Raw genomic sequence first — 23,291 nt, forward strand, 5'->3', positions numbered from 1 at the left:
ACTAATTGCTTTGCGACTCTGTGCCTTTGCGTAAAAAGAATTACCCGCTGCAAAACCGTCAGATTATTTATCAAAATCGGGATAAGGAAATCCCTTACCGGTTTCGCAAAGAAACTTCAGGCTTCTAAAGAAAAGTGCCCAATCAAAACTGCACGACGCCATTTCCGGTGTATAGGCTTCCCAACCGTCATGATGAAACAATAGAGTGCATCCTTTTTGATGGGCTTCCAATTCAAAAGTGAGCGTGGTGCCAATCCAGTCTTCAAAAGCTTTGATACACTTCCATTTTATAAAGCTGTACGGTTTTAACTCTAAAACTTCCATTTGTTTGAAATACTCCGGACCAAATCCAAATCTCAAAATACTGCCCACTTCGGGTTTTGCAGTAGTGTCCGGCGTCCACCATCCGGCTAATCCTTCCTGTGTGGTTAGCGCCTGATATACTTTTTCCAAAGGCGATTTAATCAGTAATTTGTGGTAGATGCTTTTTGTATCGGATGGGTTGTTGTTTTGTTTGGTTACGGCTGCCGATTCCGTTTCTTTTGGTGTTGGCTGACCTTTGCCAGTTTCGACAAGCATTTTCAGGCTTTCCTGTATGTAGTAGGTCCATGCATCTTGGCATACCTGATAACATTCATAGGTTGGAACTAACCCCTGATGTGTGAATTTCATCTCCGTCCGGCCATTTTTTTCAGTAATTTCAAAAATCACATAAGTATCTTTCCATTCGCTTTTGTCTTTGGTAAACTTAAAATGGTTGTCAAGTACATGCCAGACTATTTTAGTATCGGGCTGCATTTCCGTTACTCTTATCCTGCAACGGTGAACATCCATATAATGATAGGAAAACTCGCCGTTAAGTTTGTCTGTTGGGCCTTCTATGTTTTCGGACCACCATCCGCGTACATTGTTGATGGCATCAAATACTTTTCGCGGCGTAGCGTCCACGGTAAATGAGGTTGTAAAATCTTCTTGTTTCATGATTTGTTTGCTATTTTGATTGTTTTTATTCTCTAATCAAAGGTATTGACAAGAAACTACCTGTATAGGGTGTGAAATAGACTTTATAAGAGGTTGATTTGGACAAAATGCTTTTTTAACTTTGTAGTAACTATGGAGTTATAAAATGAAATGGTTTTAAATCTTGTCTTATGAAACACCTTACCATATTAGTGCCCGATACACAGGCCGGACCCAACACGCTGTCGTGTATTATTGGTGCCTATCATATTTTTACGGAGGCCAATAATTATTATATCCGGCAACATAAGGACCCGGTATTTACTATTGAAATGGCGGGTGTTTCAGAACAATCCAATTTTGTAAATGGTTTGCTTACCGTTATGCCACAAAAAGGAATAAATTCCATTCCCAAAACAGACCTGATTATTATTCCTGCAATACTGGCTGCTTTTAAAAAAGTAGAAGGAGGAAATGTTATTCTGGTGGATTGGATATTGGAGCAGTACAAAAAAGGAGCTGAGGTAGCGAGCATGTGTACCGGAGCCTATATCCTGGCTTCAACAGGTCTGTTAGACAAGAAAAGCTGTTCCATTCACTGGAATGCGGCTGCGAATTTTAAACAGTTGTTCCCGAAGGTAAACCTGAAAGCTGAAAAACTCATTACAGATGAACAGGGCATTTACACCAACGGCGGCGGTTATTCATTCCTGAATCTTATTATCTATTTGGTTGAAAAATATTATGACAGGCAAACAGCCATTTATTGTTCCAAGGTTTTTCAAATTGATATTGACAGGCAGGCACAATCTGACTTTGTGATTTTTAACGGGCAGAAAACGCATGGGGATGAAGTAGTTGTAAAAGCACAGGAATATATTGAAAAGAACTTCACAGAGAAAATATCGATAGAAGAACTCTCGAAGAAATTTACTGTTGGTCGAAGAAATTTTGACCGCAGATTTATAAAAGCAACGGGTAATACGCCGGTTGAATACCTGCAAAGAGTAAAAATCGAATCGGCAAAAAAAGAACTCGAAACTTCCCGAAAAACAATCAATGAAATAATGTATGAGGTTGGTTATGCCGATGTAAAGGCTTTTCGCGAGGTGTTTCGGAAAATTACAGGTTTGTCGCCATTGGAATATAAAAACAAATACAATAAAATAGGCATGGTGGCTGAGCTATAATGGTTATTGCGGTATGCTGAAATATTTATAATTGGGCTGATAATCTACATTTCATCCCTATAATTAGGTGTAACAAATAGGTATTTATATCCTCTACGTAGCTTTCAAAATAGGTGCTTTTAAATTCTTCGGCGTCTGCCAATCGAAAAGTTATCGAAAGTAATTCCACTCTTGGGTCAACTTTTGCGTTTTCCAACGGCTTATTTCCCTATGCAACTCCATAATTGAAATACAAAAAAAGCCGATACTCCGGTACCGACTTTTTGATTGAAAAGTAATAATGACTTTGTTTATTTTTCCGCTCCGGATTCTGTGAATAAATTAAAAAGATTGTATTGTCTGTTCCAGAGATAAACGCGACTTGGCTTTAACAGAAGGCTGGTTAAAATCTTCCGGATTTCTGTAACCTATGGCAACAGCAAATAACGATTTATAGCCATCCAATTGCAATATTTTGTCGTATTCTTCATTTTTTATGCCTTCCATTGGCGAACTGTCAATATCCATACTGGCACAAGCCGAAAGGAAAAACCCGAGCGACAAATAAACCTGATGTTCCAGCCACGATTTGATTTCAGATTCCGGTTTTGGCTTTAGGAATTGGTTGTAATAATTTACCGAACCTTCAGGTAAATTTTGCCTGATTTGATTTTCAAATAACTGAATGTCATCAATGACGCTAAAAACAACCAGGTGGCTTGCGTCATTGATTTTTTGCTGGTTAAAATAAGAAACGCCGGCCAGTTCGTTTTTTAGTTTCTCATCGGAAATAAAAATAAATTTCCAGGGCTGACTGTTAATCGAAGAAGGGCTCAGGCTTAAAATCTCTTTTAGTTCTGCAATGTTTTCTTCTGAAATCCTTTTATTCGAATTGTAGCTTTTTGTAGTGTATCTGCTTTTTGCAAGGTCTAAGAAGTTCATATCGGTTCTGATTTTTATACTATATATTTTATAGTTGCAAAATTAAGTATAGTTAGATAACTTTGCAATAACGGTCAAAAAAGATAGTATAAATGTATTGCATAGACGACAAAAAATATCCCTGTACTACCAGTCTTACCATGAAATATATTGGAGGGAAATGGAAAGCGGTAATTCTTATTCATTTGATTCGGAAATTACGTTATAGCGAATTGCGAAAAGAGCTGCCAATGGTTACAGAACGTACAATAAGCCTACAATTAAAGGAACTGGAAGAAGACGGTTTAATTAAGCGTACAGTCCATACCAGCAAACCACCATTAAAAGTAGAGTACGAGCTGACAGAATTTGGAACAACACTAATCCCGTTACTCCAGGCTATTTCTGAATGGGGAAGGGAAACGGCAAAGAGTAATAAACGTATTGATATTGTTGCGTAATGGCAAAGTCATTATAGGTTTTTTATCCAATTGGCTATTTCATTGGCAGGCGTTTCATTGATAGCATACATACTTTCAGATGTAAGTAATGTATTGCCTAAATAATGATTCAGCTTATCATAGACTTTTACGGTGATGTTTGGATTTGCAAAATTCTTTAATAATGCAGTTTCTGCATTGGCATCTACAAAATCATCTGCGCTGCCAACAATATATAAAAGTGGAAAATCTGCATTTTTATACAAAGGCTCCAGATTTTTCTGCACAACAGCTTTTTCAGAAGTAAGTGTCATATAAGGAAACCTGGTGTAGCGTTTTTCATCATAACCTATTTTTTTAGAAACCTTGTCAAGCTTTTTAGAAAGTGGCCAGCTATCCAGCTCAGGATTTTCTTCCGCAACTTTATGCAACGATTCCATTACAGTAAGCTTTTCTTCTAAAGTTTCATATTTAAAAATATCAGTAAACCGTTCTGGCCTTTTTGTTAACTGGTATTTCAGGAAAGCACCATGTTTTTGCACCGGCGTTGCCCATTGAATAAGAAAATTAGGTTTTGCGCCAAGTTTATAGGCGCCCATTGTCACCATTCCACCCTGGCTATGGCCAAGCATTCCAATTTTTTTGCCATTTAATTCGGTAGTTTTTTTCAAGACTTTGAAGGCATTGTATAATTCGGCACTCATCTGGTCGATGGTGTAATTGGCGCTATTGTTTTTACCGCCGGATTTGCCCGTACCGCGATCGTCATATCTGTAAACTGCGATGTTATGTTGCAAGAGTTTATCCGTCAGTTTATAATGGCTGTATTGGGTATCTGCTCCTGAGCCTGGTACAATGATTACTAATTTTTCAAACCCAGATTTAGGCATCGCCAATGTTCCATAAATGGTAATACTGTCTTTCTTTTCTGCTGCTTTAAATGAAATTTCTTTGAGGATATAATTTTCCTTGTTTGAAATATCTCGCTCATAAGGAAACATTTGTTGTGCAGTAACAACTTGCGTAAATAATATCACGGCAAAAGAAAGTAATGCTGAAAGCTTCATAGGCTATAGAGTTGGTAAAGAATATAGCCAAAGTATTACAAATAATGATAGATATAAAGATGTTTATAATAACCTTAACTATGCAGATGGAGTCATTTATAGTTTTGGTACAAACAAAAAAAGCTAACAGATTTTTCTGTTAGCTTTTTTGATGTAGTAATTTGAACGAGAGCTTTTTGAAGTAAATAATTCCTTTTTTACTTTATCTTAACTAGTTCTACCCGTCTGTTTTTTGCTTTATTACTCTCTGAATCGTTTGGAACTAACGGACGTTCTGCCCCAAAACCTTTGGCTGACAGTCTTGATTGGTCAATTCCCTGTGTTGTTAAGGCAGATAATACAGCTTTAGCACGATCATCGGACAATTTTTTATTGTGAGCGGCATTACCTGAATTGTCAGTATGTCCTTCTATGGCAATTTTTAATGAAGAATTTTCCTTTAATGCTCCTGCTATTTCTTTTACGATTTCCTTACCGTCAGGTAAAATGGTAGATTTATCTACATCAAAATTAATGTATAAGATTGATTTGCCTTTTTCTGCTAAATCTTTTGCTATTTCATCTGCTGTAACCTTTGTTATGGTTTGTTTGAATGCTTCTTCCTGAAGAATATTAAGCTTTCCGGCAGCATTATTGGCAGAAAACTGAACATAAATATTTCCTTTGTCTTTTGTACGGATAATGTAAAATTTAATCTGTTCATCTGCATAACCAATATCTCCTTCATCTCCTTTATTAGGATCCTGTTTGTTGTATCGGTCATATTCTTCGGAAGAAATTTTTCCATCAAAAACCTTTACTGCTCCCACTGAAGTGAGATAATCTTCAAGACTCTTTTCGAAATACCGCTGCGAAAATTCTTCGCCCGGCTTGGAAGTTATATTAGCTTTGTAGAGTCTGCCTTCAAATGGAGTCATTATGCCGTCAATAGGGAAGTAACAAACATCGAATTTTTTTTCCAATGGTTTGTTTTGCTGCGTTAGTCCTTGTGGTAGAGTGAAAAATGGGAAATCGCCTATGCTGGCATTCGAAAAAGCGATGTCTTCAATATTGAATTTTTTTTCTGTCTCCGGTTGGTTGTTTTTTTCAGAAACTTGCTCTGTTTCTGCTTCCGTATTCTGGTCGGCTTCAGATTTCTTGTTGCACGAGAATATCATTGATGTTAATGCGAGTAAAAGAATTCCTTTTTTCATTGTGAATTTTATAAAATTTTAGTTTTTAAATGTCTTATTTAATTTTGTAAAAAGCAATATTTGATTGGGAAATCAGTCCATAATAATTAAGCCAAGTTGCCGAATACTCCCGTATAAATAAGCAATAGAGTGATAGTATCAAATAATGCATGTGAAAGAATGACTATCCAAAGATTGTTATTGTATTTTCGGTATAGAAATCCCCAATATAGTCCTCCCAGCGTCGCCGCTATAATACCAAAAGTGTTCTGTTGCCAATGGTAAAGGCCAAATAATAGGCTTGTAATAATAATGCTCCATGGAATCCTTGAGCTTTTGGAAATCCATTTTTCAAATAGTGATTGTATATAGCCACGAAATACAATTTCTTCATAAAAACCGCCTATGAGCCATGCAGCGCTAATGGTCATTATGAGTTTGGAGAGGTTGCACTGTATGAAATTGTATTCCGTATAATCCGGTACAACAAAGAGGCTTTTGATTACAGGAATATAAATAAACTGCATAAAAACTACCCATATCAAACCGGAAATTATACCTGCTAAAATGGTTTTTAGAGTAAAGCGGCTTTTAGAAAGGCCCAGGTCACGGAATGACATTCCTTTTTTTCGCAGAAGAAACCAAATTACCAATAAGCATATAACAGCATACAAGTAGAATGGTAGTGGAGCAAGGTGTGGGAATAAAATAAGAAATGCTATACTGCACACATCCAAGAGAGTTGTACGGGTTTGATTTCTTACTTTATCCATAGTTTTGTTTAAAATTAATAATCATTTGGAACTTTATGCCTAATTCAAAAAGCAAAGTAAATTTTGTGTTGAGAATTTAAGATGCAAATTTTTATTCATCCGTACCAAAATGATTATGGATTTAAATTCCTCCGTTAATTATTTAAAATTACAATAAAGTTTTCTTGCATTTCATTTAAAATTAAGTAAAAAATAAATTTTACATATATGATTATTGTGGCGCGTATCTAAAATTCTAATCTGATTTCCGACAAACATGTTTCATTCCTCTTCCAGATTTAAATTTTTAAATATTTCTCGTGTAATAATTCTTGTGTTACAGATAATCTGGTCAAAAGTACAGTCCAGCATTGCTATAGGTAGTGGTATTCCATCCTTCATTTCGGTAAAATCCATTGTCAGAACGGTTTTGTCTGAGATATCTAATGAACCATGCAGCTGGTCAAAAATTGCTTTTGCCTTCTCTTTGTTCGAACCGAGATTGTAGGTTGCATAGTTTTCAAAACCGGATGCTGTTTTAATATTGAGTGAGATGAAAAATAAATTGTCCATTTCAAATACTATTAAATTAAGGGAAGTTAGTAGATAACTATGGTTGAAAACTTTTTTCCGGAAATTTTGAAATCGAATTTGACAATATGATAAATTTACTTAAGATATTTTATTCATTATGTTTCCAAAATCGGTTACTTCTATAAGAACACTCTTAAGTACATTTCCTACTGAGCAGTCCTGTATTGAGCATTTGGAAAAAATCCGATGGAACGGAAAAGTCATAAGTCCATTCGATACTTCAGCATCAGCGTGGAAATGTAAAGATGGTAAACGTTATATATGCGCCAAAACAAGAAAATATTTCACGGTTCGCACGGGTTCAATATATGAAAAAACAAAAGTACCGCTTCGTGACTGGTTCGTGGCCATCTGGCTTATGAATAATCACAAAAGAGGTATTTCTTCCATACAGCTTTCAAAGGAAATTGGCGTTACAATCAAAACGGCCTGGTTTATGGCTTCAAAAATTCGCAGATCTTTCAAGATTCCTGAAGAAGAAACTGAACCTAGAGCACAGCAAGTCTTTGAAGCTGATGAATGTGTATTCGGCGGCCTACAGGCTAATAGGCATAAAGACAAGAAGATTCCAAACAGTCAAGGTGGTAACGGGATTGACAAAACGTGGGTGTTAGGAATAGTGGAACGTGGCGGACTATTACGTACATTCATGCTTCCAGCCCGAAAGCCTGAATACGTTCAATCATTGGTACGCAACGTGGTTCCTGAAGGCTCATATTTATTACGGATTCTTGGATAGGCTACAATGGGCTTAACGACAAATATATTCACTTCAAGGTCAAAAACGGCGAAAAGTTATCAGAAGACCGACCACAGGAGATAAACACAAACCGCATCGAGGGACTTTGGGCCAATATGAAGCGAGGCTATATCGGCACCTATAATTGGTGGTCTAAAAAGCACTTGAACAGCTATCTGAATGAATTTACTTTCAGATATAATACTAGGAAATGGAAAGAAGACAAACGTTTTTTTGTATTTTTACAGAATGTTTTCGAGCGCATCACTCAGCGCGATATAATAGATAAGGCATGGACTTGATAGGTATTACATTGGAATCTCTTTTAACCAACCCGCTAATTAAAAAAGTGACGGTTGGTGGAAAATGGTATTTTTCAAAAGAAGCCCTCAACATTATCTACGATGATAATTTCAAATACGTGGACTCCAAATTAGTCAAAATCAAAGAAAATGGATTTTATAGTGTTAAAGAGTATATTGGCTGGGAAGATATATCTGAGCATATTGAGCACATACGTCAAGCTCCTGGTTTTGATGACAGATTGCGTGAAATGTTTGATTAAGTATCAAATTTTCGTAATTACTAAAAAATATATGATAATTAAATTTATTATGAGATTTTATTGTTAATTTTTTCACAGAAATCCGTGAAATATTTGAAAGACTGAATATGATTTGTCTTTGTGCTACGCTTAATTAATTTATCTAGAAAATATTTTTCTGCAACTTCTTTGGGGTCTTTTTTACTATACTTAATATTTTTTTCAGCAAACATTTCTTGTAAATATACCGAATGAAATACCGCAGTAGACCGCTCAAAATCTGCAGGCTTTTCCATTAATTCCGGATCATCTGTTTTTACATTATAATGCTTAATACAATCAGACAGAAAACTGCTGTCGGGATTCTTTTTGAAAATCTTTTGATTTCCTAAAAACCAGGTTTCAAAACATTTATTTTGAACAATTATTATAAGTTTAGTATTTGGACTTAGTTCGATTTCTTCTTCTTCTATAAAGTCTAAAACCTGTTTTCTACGTTCATCTATTGAATCATCATCAGAATCTAAACAAACAACAAAATAATCAAAATCTCCCTTTGTATTTACATCATCGATACTATTTTTTAAATGCTTATCTAATAAGGATGGAAAACCATCTCCAGTAAAAATACAATAATTATTTTCACTTACTTCGTGGTACTTTCGGCGTTGGGTAACGAGTTTGCCTCACGCTTTTGGTTTTCAAAAACTTAAGAACCCTGAGAGGCAAGGGCAAGTCAAAATATGAAAACAAACTTACTTATTGCAGTCATACTACTGACTTCAATCTTTGCCAAAGCACAGACAAAAAAAGAAATCTTAATTGAGATTAACAATTTCAAATTAAAAACAATCCTCAATACTTCATTTGATGTACCCAGGCAGAAAATATGGGATGCTGTATATATTATGATGAAGCAGGAGTATACCGAAATCAAGAAACAGGATTTCGACAAGGGAATAATTGAAGGTTATGCAGAAGCAGAAAATTTTAAAGAAGGTTTTACTTCCGAAATAGTGGGAAGCGGCCCATATAGGGTAGTTTTTTCAATGAAGCGTCAAATAAGATATATTAACAATAACGGCGTGTACTCAGGATGGTACGACAGAAATGAAATTTCAAATGAATATCTCTATAAGATACAGAAAACCATATATGAGGCCGTATATGGCCCTTTGGAGATTCCCGACAGCCTTCAGAAAAAAGTAGATGAATATAATTTAAAACAGAAAAAAGATAAGAATAAAATTCTCTTGGGACGAGATTACTAACCTCTCATAAAATAAAAAGCCTCTCTATTGAGAGGCTTTTTCTTGCATTGTTAATAAATCAGTTAACAACTTGCTGAAGCGTAGTTAATTACGTCAGCCAGAAGCCGCTAAATTTATTGATTCATCAGGGCAAGCTGTACGAAAGTTTTAAAATCCTGATGAACCTATATCATGCAAGCAATTGAATTGTACGCAAGTAAAGGAGATACTTCTGTTGGAATTCGTTTCAATACGGCAAACGCTATGGCTATTCTTGTTTTAGGAATCGCAATAGGATATGTTGTTCGATCCCACCATGAGCTAAAACTCCTTTATTAATTTGGAAGGACGATAGCCCGACCAATTTTCTAGCCAACGTTAATCTTTTGATTAACAATAGCCACTACCGACAACTACCTAAAATGATAAATACGAATTATGCCTAAATTGCCTGTAGATTCCAAAATCTATGGGCTTTTTTATGTTCAATCATTTCAACCGTAGTTATCTACTAACTTCCCTAAATTAATTGTAATTACAACTATTCTGACTGAAACTTTCAGGCAGATACATCTTTGTAAGTTCTTTTATATTCTCATGTTCCTTGCAATTGGTAAGCGATAGATTAACTGTTGTATTATTGTCAGCCATATTGTCGTTAGAAGCATGGTGAAAGTAATAACAGCAAGTGTAATCTGATACGTATAACTTGTAACCAATCCCAGGGAAGCTCCTAATGTAGCAAGCATAAAGCTAAACTCTCCAATCTGTGATAAAAGTGCGCCGCCATATATGCTGTCTCTCCAATTATTTCCGGTGAGCTTAAAAAGCAGGCTGTTAATTAGGCTGTTAATTAGCAGTACACTTACCGTAACCATAATAATTGTATCCATATTCTCAACAAAAAAGCGGATGTCGAGCTGCAATCCTACTGCCAGAAAGAAGAAAGCCATAAAGAATACCCTGAATGGAATAAACGATTTTTCAAGCCATCGTGTCGCTTTGTCCCGGCCAATTATTATTCCTGCGGCAAAAGCACCGAAAGCATGCGACAGGCCAAACCAGGAGCTAATCCATGCCATTCCGAAACATATACAAAAACCAATAAAAACCTGCAGATCGTGGTCGGCGATAATTTCTCTTCGCATTGGAATCCGGAAAAGTTTCTTTGTAATAGCGGCTCTTAAAAATAAAAGTATCAGTATGCCGCCTACGCAAACTTTTACCAGGTCCTGCATGGATGCGTTACTGCCCGACATAAAATTTAGCGTTAGTATCATTGGTACTACAAGAATATCCTGCATTAACAATACGCCACAGGTAATGATGCCAAGCTGACTCTTAATTTCTCTTGTCCTTGCCAGATATTGGAATACAATGGCTGAACTGCTTAGGCTTATAATAAAAGAGATTAAAACAATCGTATTGATATTCCATCCCACCTGTTTACCTATACAGTACATAAAGAGGAAACTTAATGCAACTTGTACAAAAGCTATTAATAATGGTTTGTAAAAATTTTTGCTGAGATTCCGAAGGTCAATATGAGCTCCAATCGAAAACATGAGTAGCACTATACCAATTTCTCCCAATTCCGACACTACTTCCGGCGAATGGATGATGTTTAAAACTTTTGGACCAAGAAGTAAACCGGATGCAATATAAGCAATGAAATAAGGTTGCTTCAATCTGCGCAGGAGGAGAATAAGCAACAATAGTACACAGGACAGCACAGCTATCCCTGAGAATAATTGTGATGACATAGCAATGGCTTTTAAAGATAATGCAAAACTGCCCCGAAGGGCAGCTTTTAAATGGTAAATGATTGGTATTATTGGATTTCAATCATTCTTGGAGGCTTCTGTTTAGCTTCTTCCTTTTTTGGAATAGATAGCAGCAAGAGCCCGTTTTCATATCGGGCGCTGATATTTTCTTCATCGACCACATTTTTTGGTAATTCAAAACTGCGTTGAAATGATTGGTAGCTGAATTCCCTGCGTGTGAAATTTTGTTGCTCGCTTACCTGCTTATTTTCTTTTTCTGAAGAAATAGTCAGCAAATTGCCGTCAAGGGTGACTTTGAAGTCATTTTTTTCCAGTCCCGGAGCAGCGACTTCAACTTCATAAGTGTCTTTGGTTTCTTTGATGTTTACAGATGGCAACGTTGTGCTTGTAGTAGAAAAATTGTTGTTTTCCCAATTGAAAAGCTCACGGCCAAAAATGTCATCAAAAAACGAACGGTGGAAACCTGGTGTATGATTTCCGTTTCTTTTGATAAGATTCATAACATTTAACTTTTAAATTGTTTGACAATATTTTTTAAATAATGCACTAATTTGATGCGTGCTTCATGTAAAAATCCAAAAATGTGCCAAGAGAAAAAAATGACAATTTTTCAGTTTCTGATATGAAAAATTGTCAATAAGAATGTGAGTGCTGGTTGCGCTAACATTAGACTATAAATTTGATTAGGAGAATGTATAAAGGATTGTATCAGCTGTTGGGAAAAGAAAAAAGGCTGACAGTTTTTCTGTCAGCCTTTGCCATTTCTAGTAGCGAGGACGGGAGTTGAACCCGTGACCTTGGGTTATGAATCTTTCCTTCAAATTCTAAACTTAAAAATTCTCTATCTTCAAATTCAAACTGAGCTTCAAATTCAAACTCGACATTCAGATTTAAGTCTAAATATTCAGGGAGGCTTATAATCTGTCCGCATCGAATAACCTTTTTTTTATACTATTCTAAATCAAGAACAATGAAAAATATATTCTAACTGCAATGTTAGATTTTATCTGATGACTGCGTTTGCTCAAAATCCTGAATACTCTGGTCGTCCTTATTTATGGCAAGACAAAAAATATACGATCTGGAACCTGCCGAAGCGCAATTTGATACGAAGTAAAAAGGATTAGGATATGGAGGTGTTGGTATTTTATATACCGTCTTTACCTAAGAAAGGAATACAGAAAAAGTGTTCCTTATTTTAATTAATATTGTTCTCTAATAAAAAACTGGCAAATGAAAAAAAATCGTGTTGCATTATTAATAGGTGCGGGTGCCGTTGAGAATGCTTGGGCTCCTGTATTAAATGCTATTAAAGAGTTCTGTGGAATAGATACGACGGCTGACGGAGCAAATTTTGTTTTGGCTAATTGGATTTATATGCTTAGATTTTATTCAACTGTAGGACATATCAAAGCTCCTGAAATTCTGGAAATTCATAAAAAAGACACCTATTGGTTAAAGAAAGCAATCGTAGATAACCTAAAGATGGCTCAAGATAAAGATGAGATCAGAGCGAGGCCAGCTTTAAAAAGAATTATAGAAAAGCTTATCATTTCTGACGATAATACCTTTGGATTTGTAACCACAAACTGGGATACAACGGTCGATAAGGTGATTAGTCAGGAGCTTAAAAGATTTGGAATTTCACATCCGCAATCGATATTTCATATTCATGGTGATGTTGATGATTGTAATAGTCTGTATTTGCCGTCAGAAATAACAGATGAAACATTTAGAGCAAAAGAAGAAAGTTTTAAAATTGGTTTAAAGCATAAAATGGGCATGGAATTCTTTATGGAGGCTACACACATAATTCTGTATGGAATTTCTTTAGATCCTTTAGATGCTGAATTGAGCCAAATGCTTAGGTCAGCTTGTAACAAAGAAAATTTAAAAGAAGTGACAATTATCAATTTAGAAAACGAAAAACAAAGAATATCAGAAAGAGTAAGACTTTTATTTTTTCCTAGTAATAGAGAAATCAAAATTAATTTTATTGATCCAAATAGTATTTAAAAATTTATTTTTAAGGAATTAAAGGACAGATCGTTTACATCTAATAAATTCTAGTTAATACTTCATAATAACGTTATTCATATATTGCTATTTTGTATAATTACGTAGCATTTTTTTAATTTTTTTTGTGGTGGTGAAGGGTAGGGAAATTATTTGGTTTTGCGATCTGATTTCGGTTCTATCGTTTGTACAATTAATTAGCAATAGTATGTCAATTTTATGTTTTTCTTTAATCTTTTCAAATTCGTGCATTTGTTTTGACGTTATCGGCTGATAGTAATCTATAAGCAACTTTTTTTCTTTAGTAATAACTAAAGTAGCTTCAGAACTTTCAGGTAAAAAGTCTGGTCTAATCACCGTCAAATTTCTTTTGCTGATGAATTTATAAACTATATCTTTTGCTTTAATATAACGCACTATAAGATGCAATTCTTCATCTTGCATGAATGAGTGGAAGATATTTATGGCATAGTAAAATATTATCAACAGTAAGCCCAATGCAATAATAATTAAACTAAGAGGTAAATTTTGAAAGTTAAAAATGAAAAAATATATTAATATAAAACTAACATAAAGTTGAATAAATTCATTGATTAGCGAATGTTTAAAATCTGAGATTGCTTGCTGTACTGTTCTCTTTCTCATTTTTAAAAGTAAATCATAAAAAGTGTCGAAATCTCGCCCTTTTATTATTTTTCCGTCAAAACTATATTTAGCTATATTGGTCATTTCTAGTACTTTTCTCATGTAACGCATATCTTTCGTTACAGAGTGGCCTTTTTTGAACTTAAATAGGTCTAAACCAAAAGTTATGATTATGGGTAAAACAATAAATAGACAGATATAACTTACGAAATACAAAAATAGTGCTATTAAAGATTTTCCCGATAAAAGATACTTGTAAAGGTCTTGATAAAATCCGTCCGAAAATGGCACAAGAAGCGTATATTCACCAATCAAAAATCTATAAAGAAAATCCGCAAAAATTAAAGTCAAAAGTATCTTAATAGTAAACACCAGATACTTCTTTCTTTCTTCAGGGACTTTTATCAGGTTATCAATTATCTCAATCATACTTTGTTATTTAATATTTCCGTAAATGGTAAATATAATTAATTCGCTCCTGATAATTTACTGCAATAAAGACGCATAAATTGTAATATAACAATCAAAAATGCTTAATTTTAGTCATATATGTGTACCAAAGAAAAAAGGCTGACAGAAAAACTGTCAGCCTTTGCCATTTCTAGTAGCGAGGACGGGAGTTGAACCCGTGACCTCAGGGTTATGAATCCTGCGCTCTAACCAACTGAGCTACCTCGCCATTTCTGAAGACATGCATCCTTGAATGCGGGTGCAAATATAAAACTAAATTTAAAGCTTGCAAATATAAATGACCAAAAAAAATAATTTTTAAATTATAGTTATCTTGAATTTATTCTATATATTTCCAAAAAAAATTAGAGCATACTATGGAAAGTAAAATACGTTACGAACTAGAATTTCCTTTAAATTCCTCACCTCAATTGCTATATCAGTATATATCAACACCTTCGGGTTTATCGGAGTGGTTTGCTGATAATGTCAATTCTCGCGGAGAGCTTTTTACGTTCATATGGGATGACGCAGAAGAGAAAGCCAGACTGGCTTCCAAAAAAACCGGTGAAAAAGTAAAATTTCGCTGGATTGATGAAAACGGGCAGGACGGAGACTATTTCTTTGAATTGCGAATCCTTGTGGATGAAATCACAAAAGATGTTTCCTTAATGGTGGTTGACTTTGCCGAAAAAGATGAGGTGGCCGAATCGACTCAGTTATGGGAAAACCAGATTTCCGATTTAAAACATGTAATCGGATCGGTATAGCAGAATTCCCTTTTTAAGACTTATATTTGCCCTGATTTAATTTCAGGGCTTTTTTTATGATTAATTTCAACGGAACTATTACAGACGACACAAATATATTGGCTGGTAACAGAGCATTTCTTTACGGAGATTCGGTTTTTGAAACAGTAAAAATTTTAGATGGGAAAGTGCTTTTTCTTGAAGATCATTATTTTAGGTTGATGTCTGCCATGCGGATTGTTCGTATGGAAATCCCGATGAACTTTACGATGGAATATTTCGAAGGGCAGATTTTGTCTACGGCTGCTTCGGAAAATTTTTCAGGTTCCTGCCGTGCCCGTATTTCCGTTTACAGAAAAGAGGGTGGCTTTTATCTTCCTAAAGACAATAATGTGTCCTTTTTGATTACGGTATTGCCATTGGAAGATTCGGTATACCGAATTGAAAAAGACCAATATGAAGTTGAATTGTACAAAGATTTTATCGTTACCAAACATTTGCTTTCTACAATTAAATCGTCTAACAGGATGATAAATGTCACGGGAAGTATTTTTGCTGATGAGAACGGCTATGACAACTGTCTTTTGATTAACGATGAAAAGAATGTTATTGAGGCCTTAAACGGGAATCTTTTTATGCTTATAGGGAATAAACTGGTAACACCGCCAATTTCTGAAGGATGCCTTAATGGCGTCATGCGTAAGCAAATTTTGGCTCTTGCTAAAAAAATAGAAACGATAGAAGTGGAAGAAGCTCCAATTTCTCCTTTTGACCTTCAAAAAGCGGATGAATTGTTTATAACGAATGTAGTCAGAGGTATTCAGCCTATAACAAAATATCGTAAAAAAGAATATGGGATGGGCTTGGCTAAAGACTTGCTGCTTCGATTAAATGCGCAAATCCGTTTGGGCTAATTCAGTATCGGATTTTCGGGGGCATTCGACCATATGACATAATCGCCCCCTAACTCGAGGATTTTCTGCTTCCAGAAATCAGTGGTGGATTTGCCAATAATCTTATTCTCATAGATATTCTTGGAAATAATCCAGGAATTGGCCTGCATTTCCCTATCCAATTGTTGTGCATCCCAACCGGTATAGCCTAAGAAAAAGCGGATGTTATTCTTTTTGATTTTTCCTTCGTTAATAAGTGCTTTGGTTGATTCAAAATCGCCGCCCCAATAGATTCCGTTTGAAATTTCAATACTGTTGGGAATCATTTCCGGAATATTGTGGATAAAATAAAGATTGTCCTGTTCGACAGGTCCGCCATTATAAATCTTAAACTTGGCATTGATTTCAGGAATCAGATCTTGTATGGTATATTCCAAAGGTTTGTTAAGGATAAATCCTACAGAACCTTCCTCGTTATGATCTGCCAGCAAAATCACTGAGCGATTGAATGATAGGTCTCCGATTATGGATGGTTCCGCGATCAGAAGTATTCCTTTTTTGAGTTTTTCTGAAATCATTTGGATGCATTTTTCATTAAATTTAACAATAAAAAGTTTTTTTTCCAAATTAATTCGACGAACAGTATAAAAAAAGCCTCCCAAATGGAAGGCTTTAATTTATATCGGGACAAAAAACTATTTAGAGTTAACTGATCCTTCTAATTCAGCACCAGCTTTGAACTTCACTACATTTTTAGCAGCGATTTTGATAGTTTTTCCAGTTTGAGGATTTCTTCCTTCTCTTGCAGCTCTAGAAGAAACTGACCAAGATCCAAATCCTACTAAAGATACTCTGCCACCTTTTTTCAAAGTGCCACCTACGTTATTTAAAAATGACTCTAAAGCTAATTTTGCAGCTGCTTTAGAAATTCCTGCGTCAGCAGCGATAGCATCAATTAATTCTGATTTGTTCATAATAATAGTTTTAATTGTTGGTTAAACATTATGTTAATTATAACAAATTTAATAGGATTTCCTTACTGGGCAACACATTTCGGGTGTTTTTCGCTGTTTTGTTGATAACTTGGGGCTTTTGTTAATAAAACCGACTTGTTTTTCTCGAAATCGCTGTGAAATCAGTGTTTATGCGGGGTCAGAACGCTTTGGCATTCGTTCCGAAACTGATGCCATTTAATAGTTCGGACGTCTTTAGGTTTTTCTTTCCCGGAAACTGTAATTGGATAATTTCTATATAGCCGTCACTGACCGCAATTTTCATTTCCTTTTTTGTGGTAATTATTTTTCCAATGGTTTCGGCATGCGTTTGGGCCATAAATTTAGCTTCATATATCTTAACGTTCCATTCCTGACCGTTGTCGCTAAAGAAACTCCAGGCGGCCGGATAAGGAGATAGTCCGCGTATCTGGTTGTGGATTTCTTTTCCCGGGCGGTTCCAGTCAATCTTGCAGTTGTCTTTATTGAGCTTGTATGCCGTTTTTATTTCAGCAGAGTCAACCTGTAAGGTTGTTTCTGCTTTTCCGTTTTGGATTAGTTCTAAGGTTTCGGCAACAGCCTGACTTCCCAGATGCATTAAGGTGTCGTGCAGTTGTCCTGCATTTTCATCGGGAGTAATAGCTACTTCTTTGCTCAATATCATCGCGCCGGTATCTATTTTGTCGTCAATAAAAAAGGTAGTGACGCCGGTTTTGGTTTCGCCGTTTATAATGGCCCAGTTGATAGGAGCGGCACCACGATAATTTGGAAGTAAGGAAGCGTGCAGATTAAACGTGCCAAATTTAGGCATGTCCCAAACTACTTTTGGCAACATACGGAAAGCTACCACTACCTGAAGATTGGCATTTAAATCTTTTAGCTCTGCTAAAAAAGCTTCCTCTTTAAGATTGGTTGGTTGCAGTAATTTCAGGTTTTTTTCTAAGGCATATTCTTTTACGGCAGAGTATTTGATTTTCTGGCCGCGACCCGCTGGCTTGTCAGGAGCAGTAATTACTCCAACGACTTCAAAATTAGTATTCAAAATGGTATCCAGTATGCCTACGGCAAATTCAGGAGTTCCCATAAAAACGATGCGTAACTTTTCCATTCTATTTTAAAGTATATTTGTTGTTGGGCAACAATTCTATTTTGTTTGTTTCTAAAAGCTGTCTCAATGCAAAGATAAGTGCCTCATCCGGAAATTTGGAATGAAACTGAATTTCTCTCGAACTCATTGGAGCCGTTTTTAATAAATGCAGTATTTTTTCACCGGCAGTAACCGGAATTGCAATTTTGTTTTTTTGGATGCAATAGGAGCAGACACCGCAATCATTACTGTCTTTTTCTCCAAAATAACTCAGGAGTTGTCTGCTTTTGCAGGTTGTGTTGTTGGTGGCATATTCCAAAACCGCTTCAAATTGCTCTTTTTTCAGGCTGTTTTGTTCTTCGAGGTATTTTGAGACCCGGTTGATGGTCCGGTCATCTTCACGTATTTCATTAAAGGTAACGGTAGAATCGTTGTTTTTTGCATGATATTCTATAATTTGCCTTTCCTGCAGCTTTAGCAGCACGGCCATTACCTGCGTTTCTTTAGCACCTGATTTTTTTGCAACCAACGGAATATTGATGGCGGTGACAATTTCATAAATACCGGGATAGGTGCGTAACAAGGTCAGGATTATTTCTTCATCCTGCGGGTTAAGGCTCATGTACCTGATTACTTCTTTAGATTCGATAACAAACCGTACGGTTACTTTTTCTGAAAATTCCTGCGAAAGGGAAATGATTCCCTGTCGGTCTAAAAACTGAAGGCTGTTAAATGTCTTTAATGCAGGAAAGCCATATTGGACACAAAACTGGTTGATATTGAAAGAAAACTGTTCATAGATTCCTTCTCCGTAGGCAATCTGGAAAAAATTACAGAGTTTGACATACATTTCTTTTAAGAACTTTTTGTCGGGAAGGCTGTTCAGTATTTGGTTTTCGGAATATTGAATGTCAGAAGGACTGTTCAGTAAAACGGCAAAAGCCTTTTCTCCGTTTCGTCCGGCACGTCCGGCTTCCTGATAATAGTTTTCCAGATTTTCCGGTAATTGTATATGGATGACTGTTTTTACATTAGCCTTGTCTATTCCCATACCAAAAGCATTGGTCGCTACAATGACCTGAACTTTTTCTTCCATCCACAGTTTCATGTTTTTTTCTTTTTCGGTAATATGGAGTCCGCCGTGATAATAAGTAGCTTTTATGCCCAATGATTCCAGTTGTGAAGCCGTATCAAGGCAGCCTTTTCTGTTTCGGACGTAAATAATGGATGGTTGTGGATGTTTTTTTACGATTTGCTCTATCCGGTAAAGTTTGTCTTCGGCCTCAAAAACCATATAGGCAAGGTTTTCCCTTACGAATGATTTTTGAAAAACAGCCGGATTTTCCATGTCAAGCTGGGCAATGACATCTTTTTTTACACGCTCCGTAGCAGTGGCGGTTAATGCCAGAAAAGGAATCTTAGGGAAATGGGTCTTAAGGGAAGCGATTTTTAAATAAGCCGGGCGGAAATCGTGTCCCCATTGCGAAACGCAATGTGCTTCATCAATAGCAATGAGATTTATGGGAAGGTTTTTGAGACGTTCGACAATCCAGTCGGCTTGTAATCTTTCCGGCGACAGGTATAAAAATTTATAATTGCCAAATTGGCAATTGTCCAAGAGGTCGCTGATTTCATCGGTAGAAATGCCTCCTGTGAGTGCAATCGCCTTAATGCCTCTTTTCTGAAGATTGGCAGTCTGGTCTTTCATCAATGCAATCAGAGGTGAAACTACGAGGCAGATACCGTTTTGCATTAGGGCAGGAACCTGAAAACAGATAGATTTTCCGCCGCCTGTTGGCATCAGGGCAAAAGTATCCTGTCCGTCTAAGACAGAGGCTATAATCTCAGCTTGCGGAGTTCGGAATGAATCGTATTTCCAGTATTTTTGGAGAATCGATAACGCTTCTTGCATGTTTCTAGTTCGAAAGATGCCCTAATATAAAAAGAATTCTGTTATCAACCGTGTCTTTTGGAACTTCAATCAACGAATAGCCGTAACTTTCGTAAGTTTCTTTAAGGTGCTTGTAGATTAGGGTTGCCTGTTCGTAATTTTCATAGCGTGCTTCATCACATTCGTAAATGTCTTCCCAAGGTGGCAATATGAAGATTTTAGTGTATTTGTGTTCGCGGCAGGCTTCGTCAAAGAAAGCCGGATAAGCATCGCCTATGTAGTGCATATAGGCTAAAACGTCAGGAATTCCGCGGTCTATAAAAACTACCGGACTTTCCTCTTTCAGGGCATCATGGTATTGTTTTTTTCTTCCTTCCAGAAGCAATTCGCTGAAAAGCAGCGGATTTTCAAGAAACAATTGTTCGATTCCCTGTTTTTTTGCTTCCATTGTTACTTCCCGTGAAATTTCAGGGTAACAGCAGTGTCCGCGTTCAAGCAGTCCATCAATGATGGTTGTTTTCCCAGTTCCGGGACCGCCGATGATAACAACAATATCTTTTTGCACTTTTTTGAAAATAAGGGGCAAATTTACTTAAAGATTTTTAAATACTAAAGTGAATTTTGTTTTTTAGAAAGCCGTCCCGAAATGAAGAAATAAACAAGGATAAACCATCGGGAATTGTTTTTTATGCTTGGAATGCTATGTAGGTTCATTTCATATTAAATTAATTCCATACGTCTTAAATCTAAAATCAATACCGTATATTTGCCTTTATTTTAATTTTGAAGATGGATAAGAAGACACAGGAATTTTATGAAAGGCTGAAAACAGAATTGGACGAGGCGAATGTATGGCCGGCAGAATACCTTTTTAAGTTCATAGTCCCAACGGATAAGCAAAAAATTGATACGGTAGAAAATGCTTTTAACGGCATGGGAGCTGTTATTCATACGACGCAATCAAAAACGGGAAAATTTACCAGTGTTTCTGTAAATGTAAGAATGGAAAGTTCACAGAGTATTGTTGATAAATATATTGAAGTTTCCACAGTCGAAGGAATCATATCGCTTTAAAGCTTCACGACGATTTTATGTATATAAAAGAAAACCCACACGACATTGTTCATCATCTGGAATATAATGCTGAAAGACCGCATTTGATTATTCCGGAATACGGACGTCATTTGCAGAAACTAATCGACCAGGCAACTGTAATCGAAGACAGAAATGAGCGCAACAAGGCAGCGAAATATATTATAGCGGTTATGGGAAGCCTGAATCCGCATTTGCGTGATGTGCCTGATTTCCAACATAAGCTTTGGGACCAGATTTTTATTATGTCTGATTTTAAGCTGGATGTAGATTCTCCCTATCCGGTGCCGTCAAGAGAAATGCTGCAGCAAAAGCCGGAACGCCTGAAATATCCGCAAAACTTTCCTAAATACCGGTTTTATGGGAACAATATCAAATACATGATTGATGTGGCCAATAAATGGGAGGATGGCGAATTGAAAAGTGCGCTGATAAAAGTGATTGCCAATCACATGAAAAAATCCTACCTAAGCTGGAATAAGGATACGGTAAAGGATGAAGTGATTTTTGAACATTTGTATGAATTGTCAAACGGAAAAATCAATCTGAAGACGAGTTCTGAGGAATTGCTGAATTCTACAGATTTGATGCGTACAAACAAAAAAATGTCTAATAAAAATCAATCGACTCCGCAAAAGGCAAAATCTAAAAATGGCGGAAAGCAGAATAATCAAAACAAAAACAATAGAAAACCACAAGGTTAGGCAGGCATTTGGCTTTGGCCAATAGCTTCTGACCTATAAACTCATAATTTAATAAAATGGAAACTTTCAAGATTGAAGGAGGCGTTCCTTTAAAAGGAGAAATTACGCCACAAGGGGCAAAAAATGAGGCATTGCAAATTTTATGTGCGGTTTTGCTTACTCCGGAAAAAGTAACTATCAATAATATTCCGGATATTATCGATGTCAATAAGCTGATTACCTTATTGAAAAATCTTGGAGTTAAAGTTGAAAAAATAGGCAAAGGTTCTTATACTTTCATTTCAGATGAGGTGAATATGGCTTATCTGGAATCTGAGGCTTTCAAAAAAGAAGGAAGCTCTTTACGTGGTTCCATCATGATTGTAGGGCCGCTTTTGGCTCGTTTTGGAAAAGGTTATATTCCAAAGCCGGGTGGTGATAAAATTGGAAGAAGAAGATTAGATACGCACTTTGAAGGCTTTATCAATCTTGGAGCTTCATTCCGTTACAATAGAGAAGACCATTTTTATGGTGTTGAAGCGACTAAATTAACAGGAACTACAATGCTTCTTGATGAGGCTTCCGTAACCGGAACGGCTAATATTGTAATGGCCGCTGTTTTGGCTGAAGGAAAAACATCTATCTACAACGCGGCTTGCGAACCGTATTTGCAACAGCTTTGCAAGATGCTGAATTCCATGGGAGCGAAGATAACAGGAGTAGGTTCTAACTTGTTGGAAATTGAAGGTGTTTCGTCTTTGGGCGGATGCACGCATACCATCCTTCCGGATATGATTGAAATCGGTTCCTGGATCGGATTGGCAGCAATGACGCGAAGCGAAATTACAATCAAGAATGTAAGTTGGGAAAACCTTGGAGTGATTCCGGGAACTTTCAGAAAGCTTGGAATTACATTAGAAAAAAGAGGCGATGATATTTACATTCCGGCTCATACTGACGGTTATGAAATCCAGAACTATATTGACGGTTCTATCCTGACTATTTCAGATGCTCCATGGCCTGGATTTACACCAGACCTTTTGAGTATTGTTTTGGTTGTGGCAACGCAGGCAAGAGGAAGTATTCTTGTTCACCAAAAAATGTTTGAAAGCCGTTTGTTCTTTGTCGATAAGCTAATTGATATGGGGGCGAAAATTATCCTTTGCGACCCGCATAGGGCAGTAGTTATTGGTCACGATTTCAAATCGCAACTGAAAGCTACGACCATGTCTTCTCCTGATATACGTGCCGGAATTTCCCTGTTGATTGCTGCACTTTCTGCAAAAGGGGTGAGTAAAATCCAAAATATCGAACAAATCCACAGAGGATATGAAAATATCGAGGAAAGATTAAAAGCATTGGGAGCTAAAATTACAGCTGAATAATAGTAGGCAAATCATG

28 protein-coding genes and 1 tRNA gene are annotated in these 23,291 nt (G+C 36.3%); 13 read left to right on the top strand and 16 right to left on the bottom strand.

Translation table 11 applies throughout. From position 1 onward, the window contains the following. Nucleotides 1-63: 63 nt before the first annotated feature. The gene (locus BGO88_RS09685; RefSeq protein WP_056069442.1) at nt 64-981 is read right to left on the bottom strand and encodes an SRPBCC family protein; all 918 of its coding nucleotides are present in this window, start codon (nt 979-981) and stop codon (nt 64-66) included. A gap of 170 nt (nt 982-1,151) precedes the next feature. On the opposite strand from BGO88_RS09685, the gene BGO88_RS09690 reads away from it, so the two are divergent. Further along, nucleotides 1,152-2,150 carry a GlxA family transcriptional regulator gene (locus tag BGO88_RS09690; protein ID WP_286706731.1) on the top strand — a complete coding sequence of 333 codons (999 nt, stop codon included), beginning with the start codon at nt 1,152-1,154 and terminating at the stop codon, nt 2,148-2,150. 321 nt (nt 2,151-2,471) lie between these two features. Here the strand turns inward: BGO88_RS09690 and BGO88_RS09695 are convergent, their stop codons facing one another. Further along, nucleotides 2,472-3,071: a nitroreductase family protein gene (locus tag BGO88_RS09695; protein ID WP_286706732.1), complete on the bottom strand. Its 600-nt coding sequence runs from the start codon at nt 3,069-3,071 to the stop codon at nt 2,472-2,474. Nucleotides 3,072-3,163: 92 nt separating this feature from the next. On the opposite strand from BGO88_RS09695, the gene BGO88_RS09700 reads away from it, so the two are divergent. Next, on the top strand, nt 3,164-3,511 hold the full coding sequence (locus BGO88_RS09700; RefSeq protein WP_286706733.1) for a winged helix-turn-helix transcriptional regulator: 348 nt from the start codon (nt 3,164-3,166) through the stop codon (nt 3,509-3,511). Between the two features lie 11 nt (nt 3,512-3,522). On the opposite strand, the gene BGO88_RS09705 is transcribed toward BGO88_RS09700, so the two are convergent. The 4 genes from BGO88_RS09705 to BGO88_RS09720 form a co-directional block, all read right to left on the bottom strand. Beyond that, on the bottom strand, nt 3,523-4,557 hold the full coding sequence (locus tag BGO88_RS09705; protein WP_286706734.1) for an alpha/beta fold hydrolase: 1,035 nt from the start codon (nt 4,555-4,557) through the stop codon (nt 3,523-3,525). Between the two features lie 197 nt (nt 4,558-4,754). Next, nucleotides 4,755-5,750, bottom strand: a complete 996-nt coding sequence (locus tag BGO88_RS09710) for an OmpA family protein (RefSeq protein WP_286706735.1) — start codon at nt 5,748-5,750, stop codon at nt 4,755-4,757. 86 nt (nt 5,751-5,836) lie between these two features. Continuing rightward, a complete protein-coding gene (locus BGO88_RS09715) occupies nt 5,837-6,502 on the bottom strand; it encodes a CPBP family intramembrane glutamic endopeptidase (RefSeq protein WP_286706736.1) in 666 nt (221 codons plus the stop codon). 261 nt (nt 6,503-6,763) lie between these two features. After that, the gene (locus BGO88_RS09720) at nt 6,764-7,054 is read right to left on the bottom strand and encodes a hypothetical protein (protein ID WP_286706737.1); all 291 of its coding nucleotides are present in this window, start codon (nt 7,052-7,054) and stop codon (nt 6,764-6,766) included. A gap of 118 nt (nt 7,055-7,172) precedes the next feature. On the opposite strand from BGO88_RS09720, the gene BGO88_RS09725 reads away from it, so the two are divergent. Genes BGO88_RS09725 through BGO88_RS09730 form a run of 3 tightly spaced genes read left to right on the top strand, consistent with a single transcriptional unit; the run spans nt 7,173 to nt 8,379 of the window. After that, nucleotides 7,173-7,814, top strand: a complete 642-nt coding sequence (locus BGO88_RS09725; protein ID WP_286706738.1) for an IS1595 family transposase — start codon at nt 7,173-7,175, stop codon at nt 7,812-7,814. Between the two features lie 26 nt (nt 7,815-7,840). Further along, nucleotides 7,841-8,116: a transposase gene (locus BGO88_RS17395; RefSeq protein WP_353743399.1), complete on the top strand. Its 276-nt coding sequence runs from the start codon at nt 7,841-7,843 to the stop codon at nt 8,114-8,116. Then, nucleotides 8,107-8,379: a hypothetical protein gene (locus tag BGO88_RS09730; protein WP_286706739.1), complete on the top strand. Its 273-nt coding sequence runs from the start codon at nt 8,107-8,109 to the stop codon at nt 8,377-8,379. Before BGO88_RS17395 ends, BGO88_RS09730 begins: the two co-directional genes overlap by 10 nt. A 47-nt stretch (nt 8,380-8,426) precedes the next feature. Here BGO88_RS09730 and BGO88_RS09735 read toward each other — a convergent pair whose 3' ends face one another. Continuing rightward, nucleotides 8,427-8,654 (bottom strand): hypothetical protein, encoded by a 228-nt coding sequence (locus tag BGO88_RS09735; RefSeq protein WP_286706740.1) that lies wholly within the window; start codon nt 8,652-8,654, stop codon nt 8,427-8,429. A gap of 447 nt (nt 8,655-9,101) precedes the next feature. Here BGO88_RS09735 and BGO88_RS09740 point away from each other — a divergent pair, with 447 nt between their 5' ends. Both BGO88_RS09740 and BGO88_RS09745 read left to right on the top strand, forming a co-directional pair. Then, entirely contained in the window at nt 9,102-9,629 is a 528-nt protein-coding gene (locus BGO88_RS09740) for a hypothetical protein (protein ID WP_286706741.1), read from the top strand. A 171-nt stretch (nt 9,630-9,800) separates the two neighbouring features. After that, on the top strand, nt 9,801-9,947 hold the full coding sequence (locus BGO88_RS09745) for a hypothetical protein (RefSeq protein ID WP_286706742.1): 147 nt from the start codon (nt 9,801-9,803) through the stop codon (nt 9,945-9,947). Between the two features lie 248 nt (nt 9,948-10,195). Here BGO88_RS09745 and BGO88_RS09750 read toward each other — a convergent pair whose 3' ends face one another. Both BGO88_RS09750 and BGO88_RS09755 read right to left on the bottom strand, forming a co-directional pair. Next, nucleotides 10,196-11,371 (bottom strand): cation:proton antiporter domain-containing protein, encoded by a 1,176-nt coding sequence (locus BGO88_RS09750; RefSeq protein WP_286706743.1) that lies wholly within the window; start codon nt 11,369-11,371, stop codon nt 10,196-10,198. A gap of 68 nt (nt 11,372-11,439) precedes the next feature. Further along, on the bottom strand, nt 11,440-11,892 hold the full coding sequence (locus BGO88_RS09755; protein WP_101471471.1) for an Hsp20/alpha crystallin family protein: 453 nt from the start codon (nt 11,890-11,892) through the stop codon (nt 11,440-11,442). A 733-nt stretch (nt 11,893-12,625) separates the two neighbouring features. Between BGO88_RS09755 and BGO88_RS09760 the strand changes: the two genes are divergently transcribed. Then, nucleotides 12,626-13,408: an SIR2 family protein gene (locus BGO88_RS09760; protein WP_286706744.1), complete on the top strand. Its 783-nt coding sequence runs from the start codon at nt 12,626-12,628 to the stop codon at nt 13,406-13,408. 87 nt (nt 13,409-13,495) lie between these two features. On the opposite strand, the gene BGO88_RS09765 is transcribed toward BGO88_RS09760, so the two are convergent. Both BGO88_RS09765 and BGO88_RS09770 read right to left on the bottom strand, forming a co-directional pair. Beyond that, complete coding sequence (locus BGO88_RS09765) at nt 13,496-14,482, bottom strand: hypothetical protein (protein WP_286706745.1); 987 nt, start codon at nt 14,480-14,482, stop codon at nt 13,496-13,498. Nucleotides 14,483-14,658: 176 nt separating this feature from the next. Further along, nucleotides 14,659-14,732, bottom strand: a tRNA-Met gene (locus BGO88_RS09770). Nucleotides 14,733-14,880: 148 nt separating this feature from the next. Here BGO88_RS09770 and BGO88_RS09775 point away from each other — a divergent pair. Together BGO88_RS09775 and BGO88_RS09780 are read left to right on the top strand one after the other, a co-directional pair. Then, nucleotides 14,881-15,273, top strand: a complete 393-nt coding sequence (locus BGO88_RS09775) for an START-like domain-containing protein (protein ID WP_056069486.1) — start codon at nt 14,881-14,883, stop codon at nt 15,271-15,273. Nucleotides 15,274-15,329: 56 nt separating this feature from the next. Then, nucleotides 15,330-16,166 (top strand): aminotransferase class IV, encoded by an 837-nt coding sequence (locus tag BGO88_RS09780; protein ID WP_286706746.1) that lies wholly within the window; start codon nt 15,330-15,332, stop codon nt 16,164-16,166. Here BGO88_RS09780 and BGO88_RS09785 read toward each other — a convergent pair. From BGO88_RS09785 to BGO88_RS09805, 5 genes are all read right to left on the bottom strand, one after another. After that, nucleotides 16,163-16,723, bottom strand: coding sequence for a YqgE/AlgH family protein (locus BGO88_RS09785; protein ID WP_056071367.1), 561 nt, complete (start codon nt 16,721-16,723; stop codon nt 16,163-16,165). The two genes, BGO88_RS09780 and BGO88_RS09785, sit on opposite strands and share 4 nt — an antisense overlap. A gap of 117 nt (nt 16,724-16,840) precedes the next feature. Beyond that, nucleotides 16,841-17,119 carry an HU family DNA-binding protein gene (locus BGO88_RS09790; RefSeq protein WP_056069491.1) on the bottom strand — a complete coding sequence of 93 codons (279 nt, stop codon included), beginning with the start codon at nt 17,117-17,119 and terminating at the stop codon, nt 16,841-16,843. Nucleotides 17,120-17,297: 178 nt separating this feature from the next. Next, nucleotides 17,298-18,245, bottom strand: coding sequence for a methionyl-tRNA formyltransferase (fmt, locus tag BGO88_RS09795; RefSeq protein ID WP_286706747.1), 948 nt, complete (start codon nt 18,243-18,245; stop codon nt 17,298-17,300). A gap of 1 nt (nt 18,246) precedes the next feature. Next, on the bottom strand, nt 18,247-20,136 hold the full coding sequence (locus BGO88_RS09800) for a RecQ family ATP-dependent DNA helicase (RefSeq protein WP_286706748.1): 1,890 nt from the start codon (nt 20,134-20,136) through the stop codon (nt 18,247-18,249). 4 nt (nt 20,137-20,140) lie between these two features. Continuing rightward, nucleotides 20,141-20,680 carry an AAA family ATPase gene (locus BGO88_RS09805; RefSeq protein WP_056069499.1) on the bottom strand — a complete coding sequence of 180 codons (540 nt, stop codon included), beginning with the start codon at nt 20,678-20,680 and terminating at the stop codon, nt 20,141-20,143. Between the two features lie 224 nt (nt 20,681-20,904). Between BGO88_RS09805 and BGO88_RS09810 the strand changes: the two genes are divergently transcribed. Genes BGO88_RS09810 through murA form a run of 3 tightly spaced genes read left to right on the top strand, consistent with a single transcriptional unit; the run spans nt 20,905 to nt 23,275 of the window. Next, nucleotides 20,905-21,189 (top strand): DUF493 family protein, encoded by a 285-nt coding sequence (locus BGO88_RS09810; RefSeq protein ID WP_286706749.1) that lies wholly within the window; start codon nt 20,905-20,907, stop codon nt 21,187-21,189. Nucleotides 21,190-21,206: 17 nt separating this feature from the next. Continuing rightward, entirely contained in the window at nt 21,207-21,911 is a 705-nt protein-coding gene (locus BGO88_RS09815) for a DUF4290 domain-containing protein (protein WP_286706750.1), read from the top strand. A gap of 56 nt (nt 21,912-21,967) precedes the next feature. Next, nucleotides 21,968-23,275 (top strand): UDP-N-acetylglucosamine 1-carboxyvinyltransferase, encoded by a 1,308-nt coding sequence (gene murA / locus BGO88_RS09820; protein ID WP_056069507.1) that lies wholly within the window; start codon nt 21,968-21,970, stop codon nt 23,273-23,275. Nucleotides 23,276-23,291: the final 16 nt, after the last annotated feature.

It is taken from the genome of Flavobacterium sp. 38-13 (genome assembly GCF_001899155.1).
GTDB classification, from domain to species: domain Bacteria; phylum Bacteroidota; class Bacteroidia; order Flavobacteriales; family Flavobacteriaceae; genus Flavobacterium; species Flavobacterium lindanitolerans.

Coding starts and splice junctions, on each gene's coding strand:
- BGO88_RS09740 (WP_286706741.1), top strand. CDS start 9,102: ATGAAAACAAACTTACTTATTGCAGTCATACTACTGACTTCAATCTTT.
- BGO88_RS09725 (WP_286706738.1), top strand. CDS start 7,173: ATGTTTCCAAAATCGGTTACTTCTATAAGAACACTCTTAAGTACATTT.
- murA (WP_056069507.1), top strand. CDS start 21,968: ATGGAAACTTTCAAGATTGAAGGAGGCGTTCCTTTAAAAGGAGAAATT.
- BGO88_RS09715 (WP_286706736.1), bottom strand. CDS start 6,502: ATGGATAAAGTAAGAAATCAAACCCGTACAACTCTCTTGGATGTGTGC.
- BGO88_RS09810 (WP_286706749.1), top strand. CDS start 20,905: ATGGATAAGAAGACACAGGAATTTTATGAAAGGCTGAAAACAGAATTG.
- fmt (WP_286706747.1), bottom strand. CDS start 18,245: ATGGAAAAGTTACGCATCGTTTTTATGGGAACTCCTGAATTTGCCGTA.
- BGO88_RS09695 (WP_286706732.1), bottom strand. CDS start 3,071: ATGAACTTCTTAGACCTTGCAAAAAGCAGATACACTACAAAAAGCTAC.
- BGO88_RS09700 (WP_286706733.1), top strand. CDS start 3,164: ATGTATTGCATAGACGACAAAAAATATCCCTGTACTACCAGTCTTACC.
- BGO88_RS09730 (WP_286706739.1), top strand. CDS start 8,107: ATGGACTTGATAGGTATTACATTGGAATCTCTTTTAACCAACCCGCTA.
- BGO88_RS09710 (WP_286706735.1), bottom strand. CDS start 5,750: ATGAAAAAAGGAATTCTTTTACTCGCATTAACATCAATGATATTCTCG.
- BGO88_RS09780 (WP_286706746.1), top strand. CDS start 15,330: ATGATTAATTTCAACGGAACTATTACAGACGACACAAATATATTGGCT.
- BGO88_RS09750 (WP_286706743.1), bottom strand. CDS start 11,371: ATGTCATCACAATTATTCTCAGGGATAGCTGTGCTGTCCTGTGTACTA.
- BGO88_RS09685 (WP_056069442.1), bottom strand. CDS start 981: ATGAAACAAGAAGATTTTACAACCTCATTTACCGTGGACGCTACGCCG.
- BGO88_RS09745 (WP_286706742.1), top strand. CDS start 9,801: ATGCAAGCAATTGAATTGTACGCAAGTAAAGGAGATACTTCTGTTGGA.
- BGO88_RS09800 (WP_286706748.1), bottom strand. CDS start 20,136: ATGCAAGAAGCGTTATCGATTCTCCAAAAATACTGGAAATACGATTCA.
- BGO88_RS09790 (WP_056069491.1), bottom strand. CDS start 17,119: ATGAACAAATCAGAATTAATTGATGCTATCGCTGCTGACGCAGGAATT.
- BGO88_RS09720 (WP_286706737.1), bottom strand. CDS start 7,054: ATGGACAATTTATTTTTCATCTCACTCAATATTAAAACAGCATCCGGT.
- BGO88_RS09705 (WP_286706734.1), bottom strand. CDS start 4,557: ATGAAGCTTTCAGCATTACTTTCTTTTGCCGTGATATTATTTACGCAA.
- BGO88_RS09765 (WP_286706745.1), bottom strand. CDS start 14,482: ATGATTGAGATAATTGATAACCTGATAAAAGTCCCTGAAGAAAGAAAG.
- BGO88_RS09760 (WP_286706744.1), top strand. CDS start 12,626: ATGAAAAAAAATCGTGTTGCATTATTAATAGGTGCGGGTGCCGTTGAG.
- BGO88_RS09815 (WP_286706750.1), top strand. CDS start 21,207: ATGTATATAAAAGAAAACCCACACGACATTGTTCATCATCTGGAATAT.
- BGO88_RS09755 (WP_101471471.1), bottom strand. CDS start 11,892: ATGAATCTTATCAAAAGAAACGGAAATCATACACCAGGTTTCCACCGT.
- BGO88_RS09735 (WP_286706740.1), bottom strand. CDS start 8,654: ATGGAAAAGCCTGCAGATTTTGAGCGGTCTACTGCGGTATTTCATTCG.
- BGO88_RS09690 (WP_286706731.1), top strand. CDS start 1,152: ATGAAACACCTTACCATATTAGTGCCCGATACACAGGCCGGACCCAAC.
- BGO88_RS09785 (WP_056071367.1), bottom strand. CDS start 16,723: ATGATTTCAGAAAAACTCAAAAAAGGAATACTTCTGATCGCGGAACCA.
- BGO88_RS09775 (WP_056069486.1), top strand. CDS start 14,881: ATGGAAAGTAAAATACGTTACGAACTAGAATTTCCTTTAAATTCCTCA.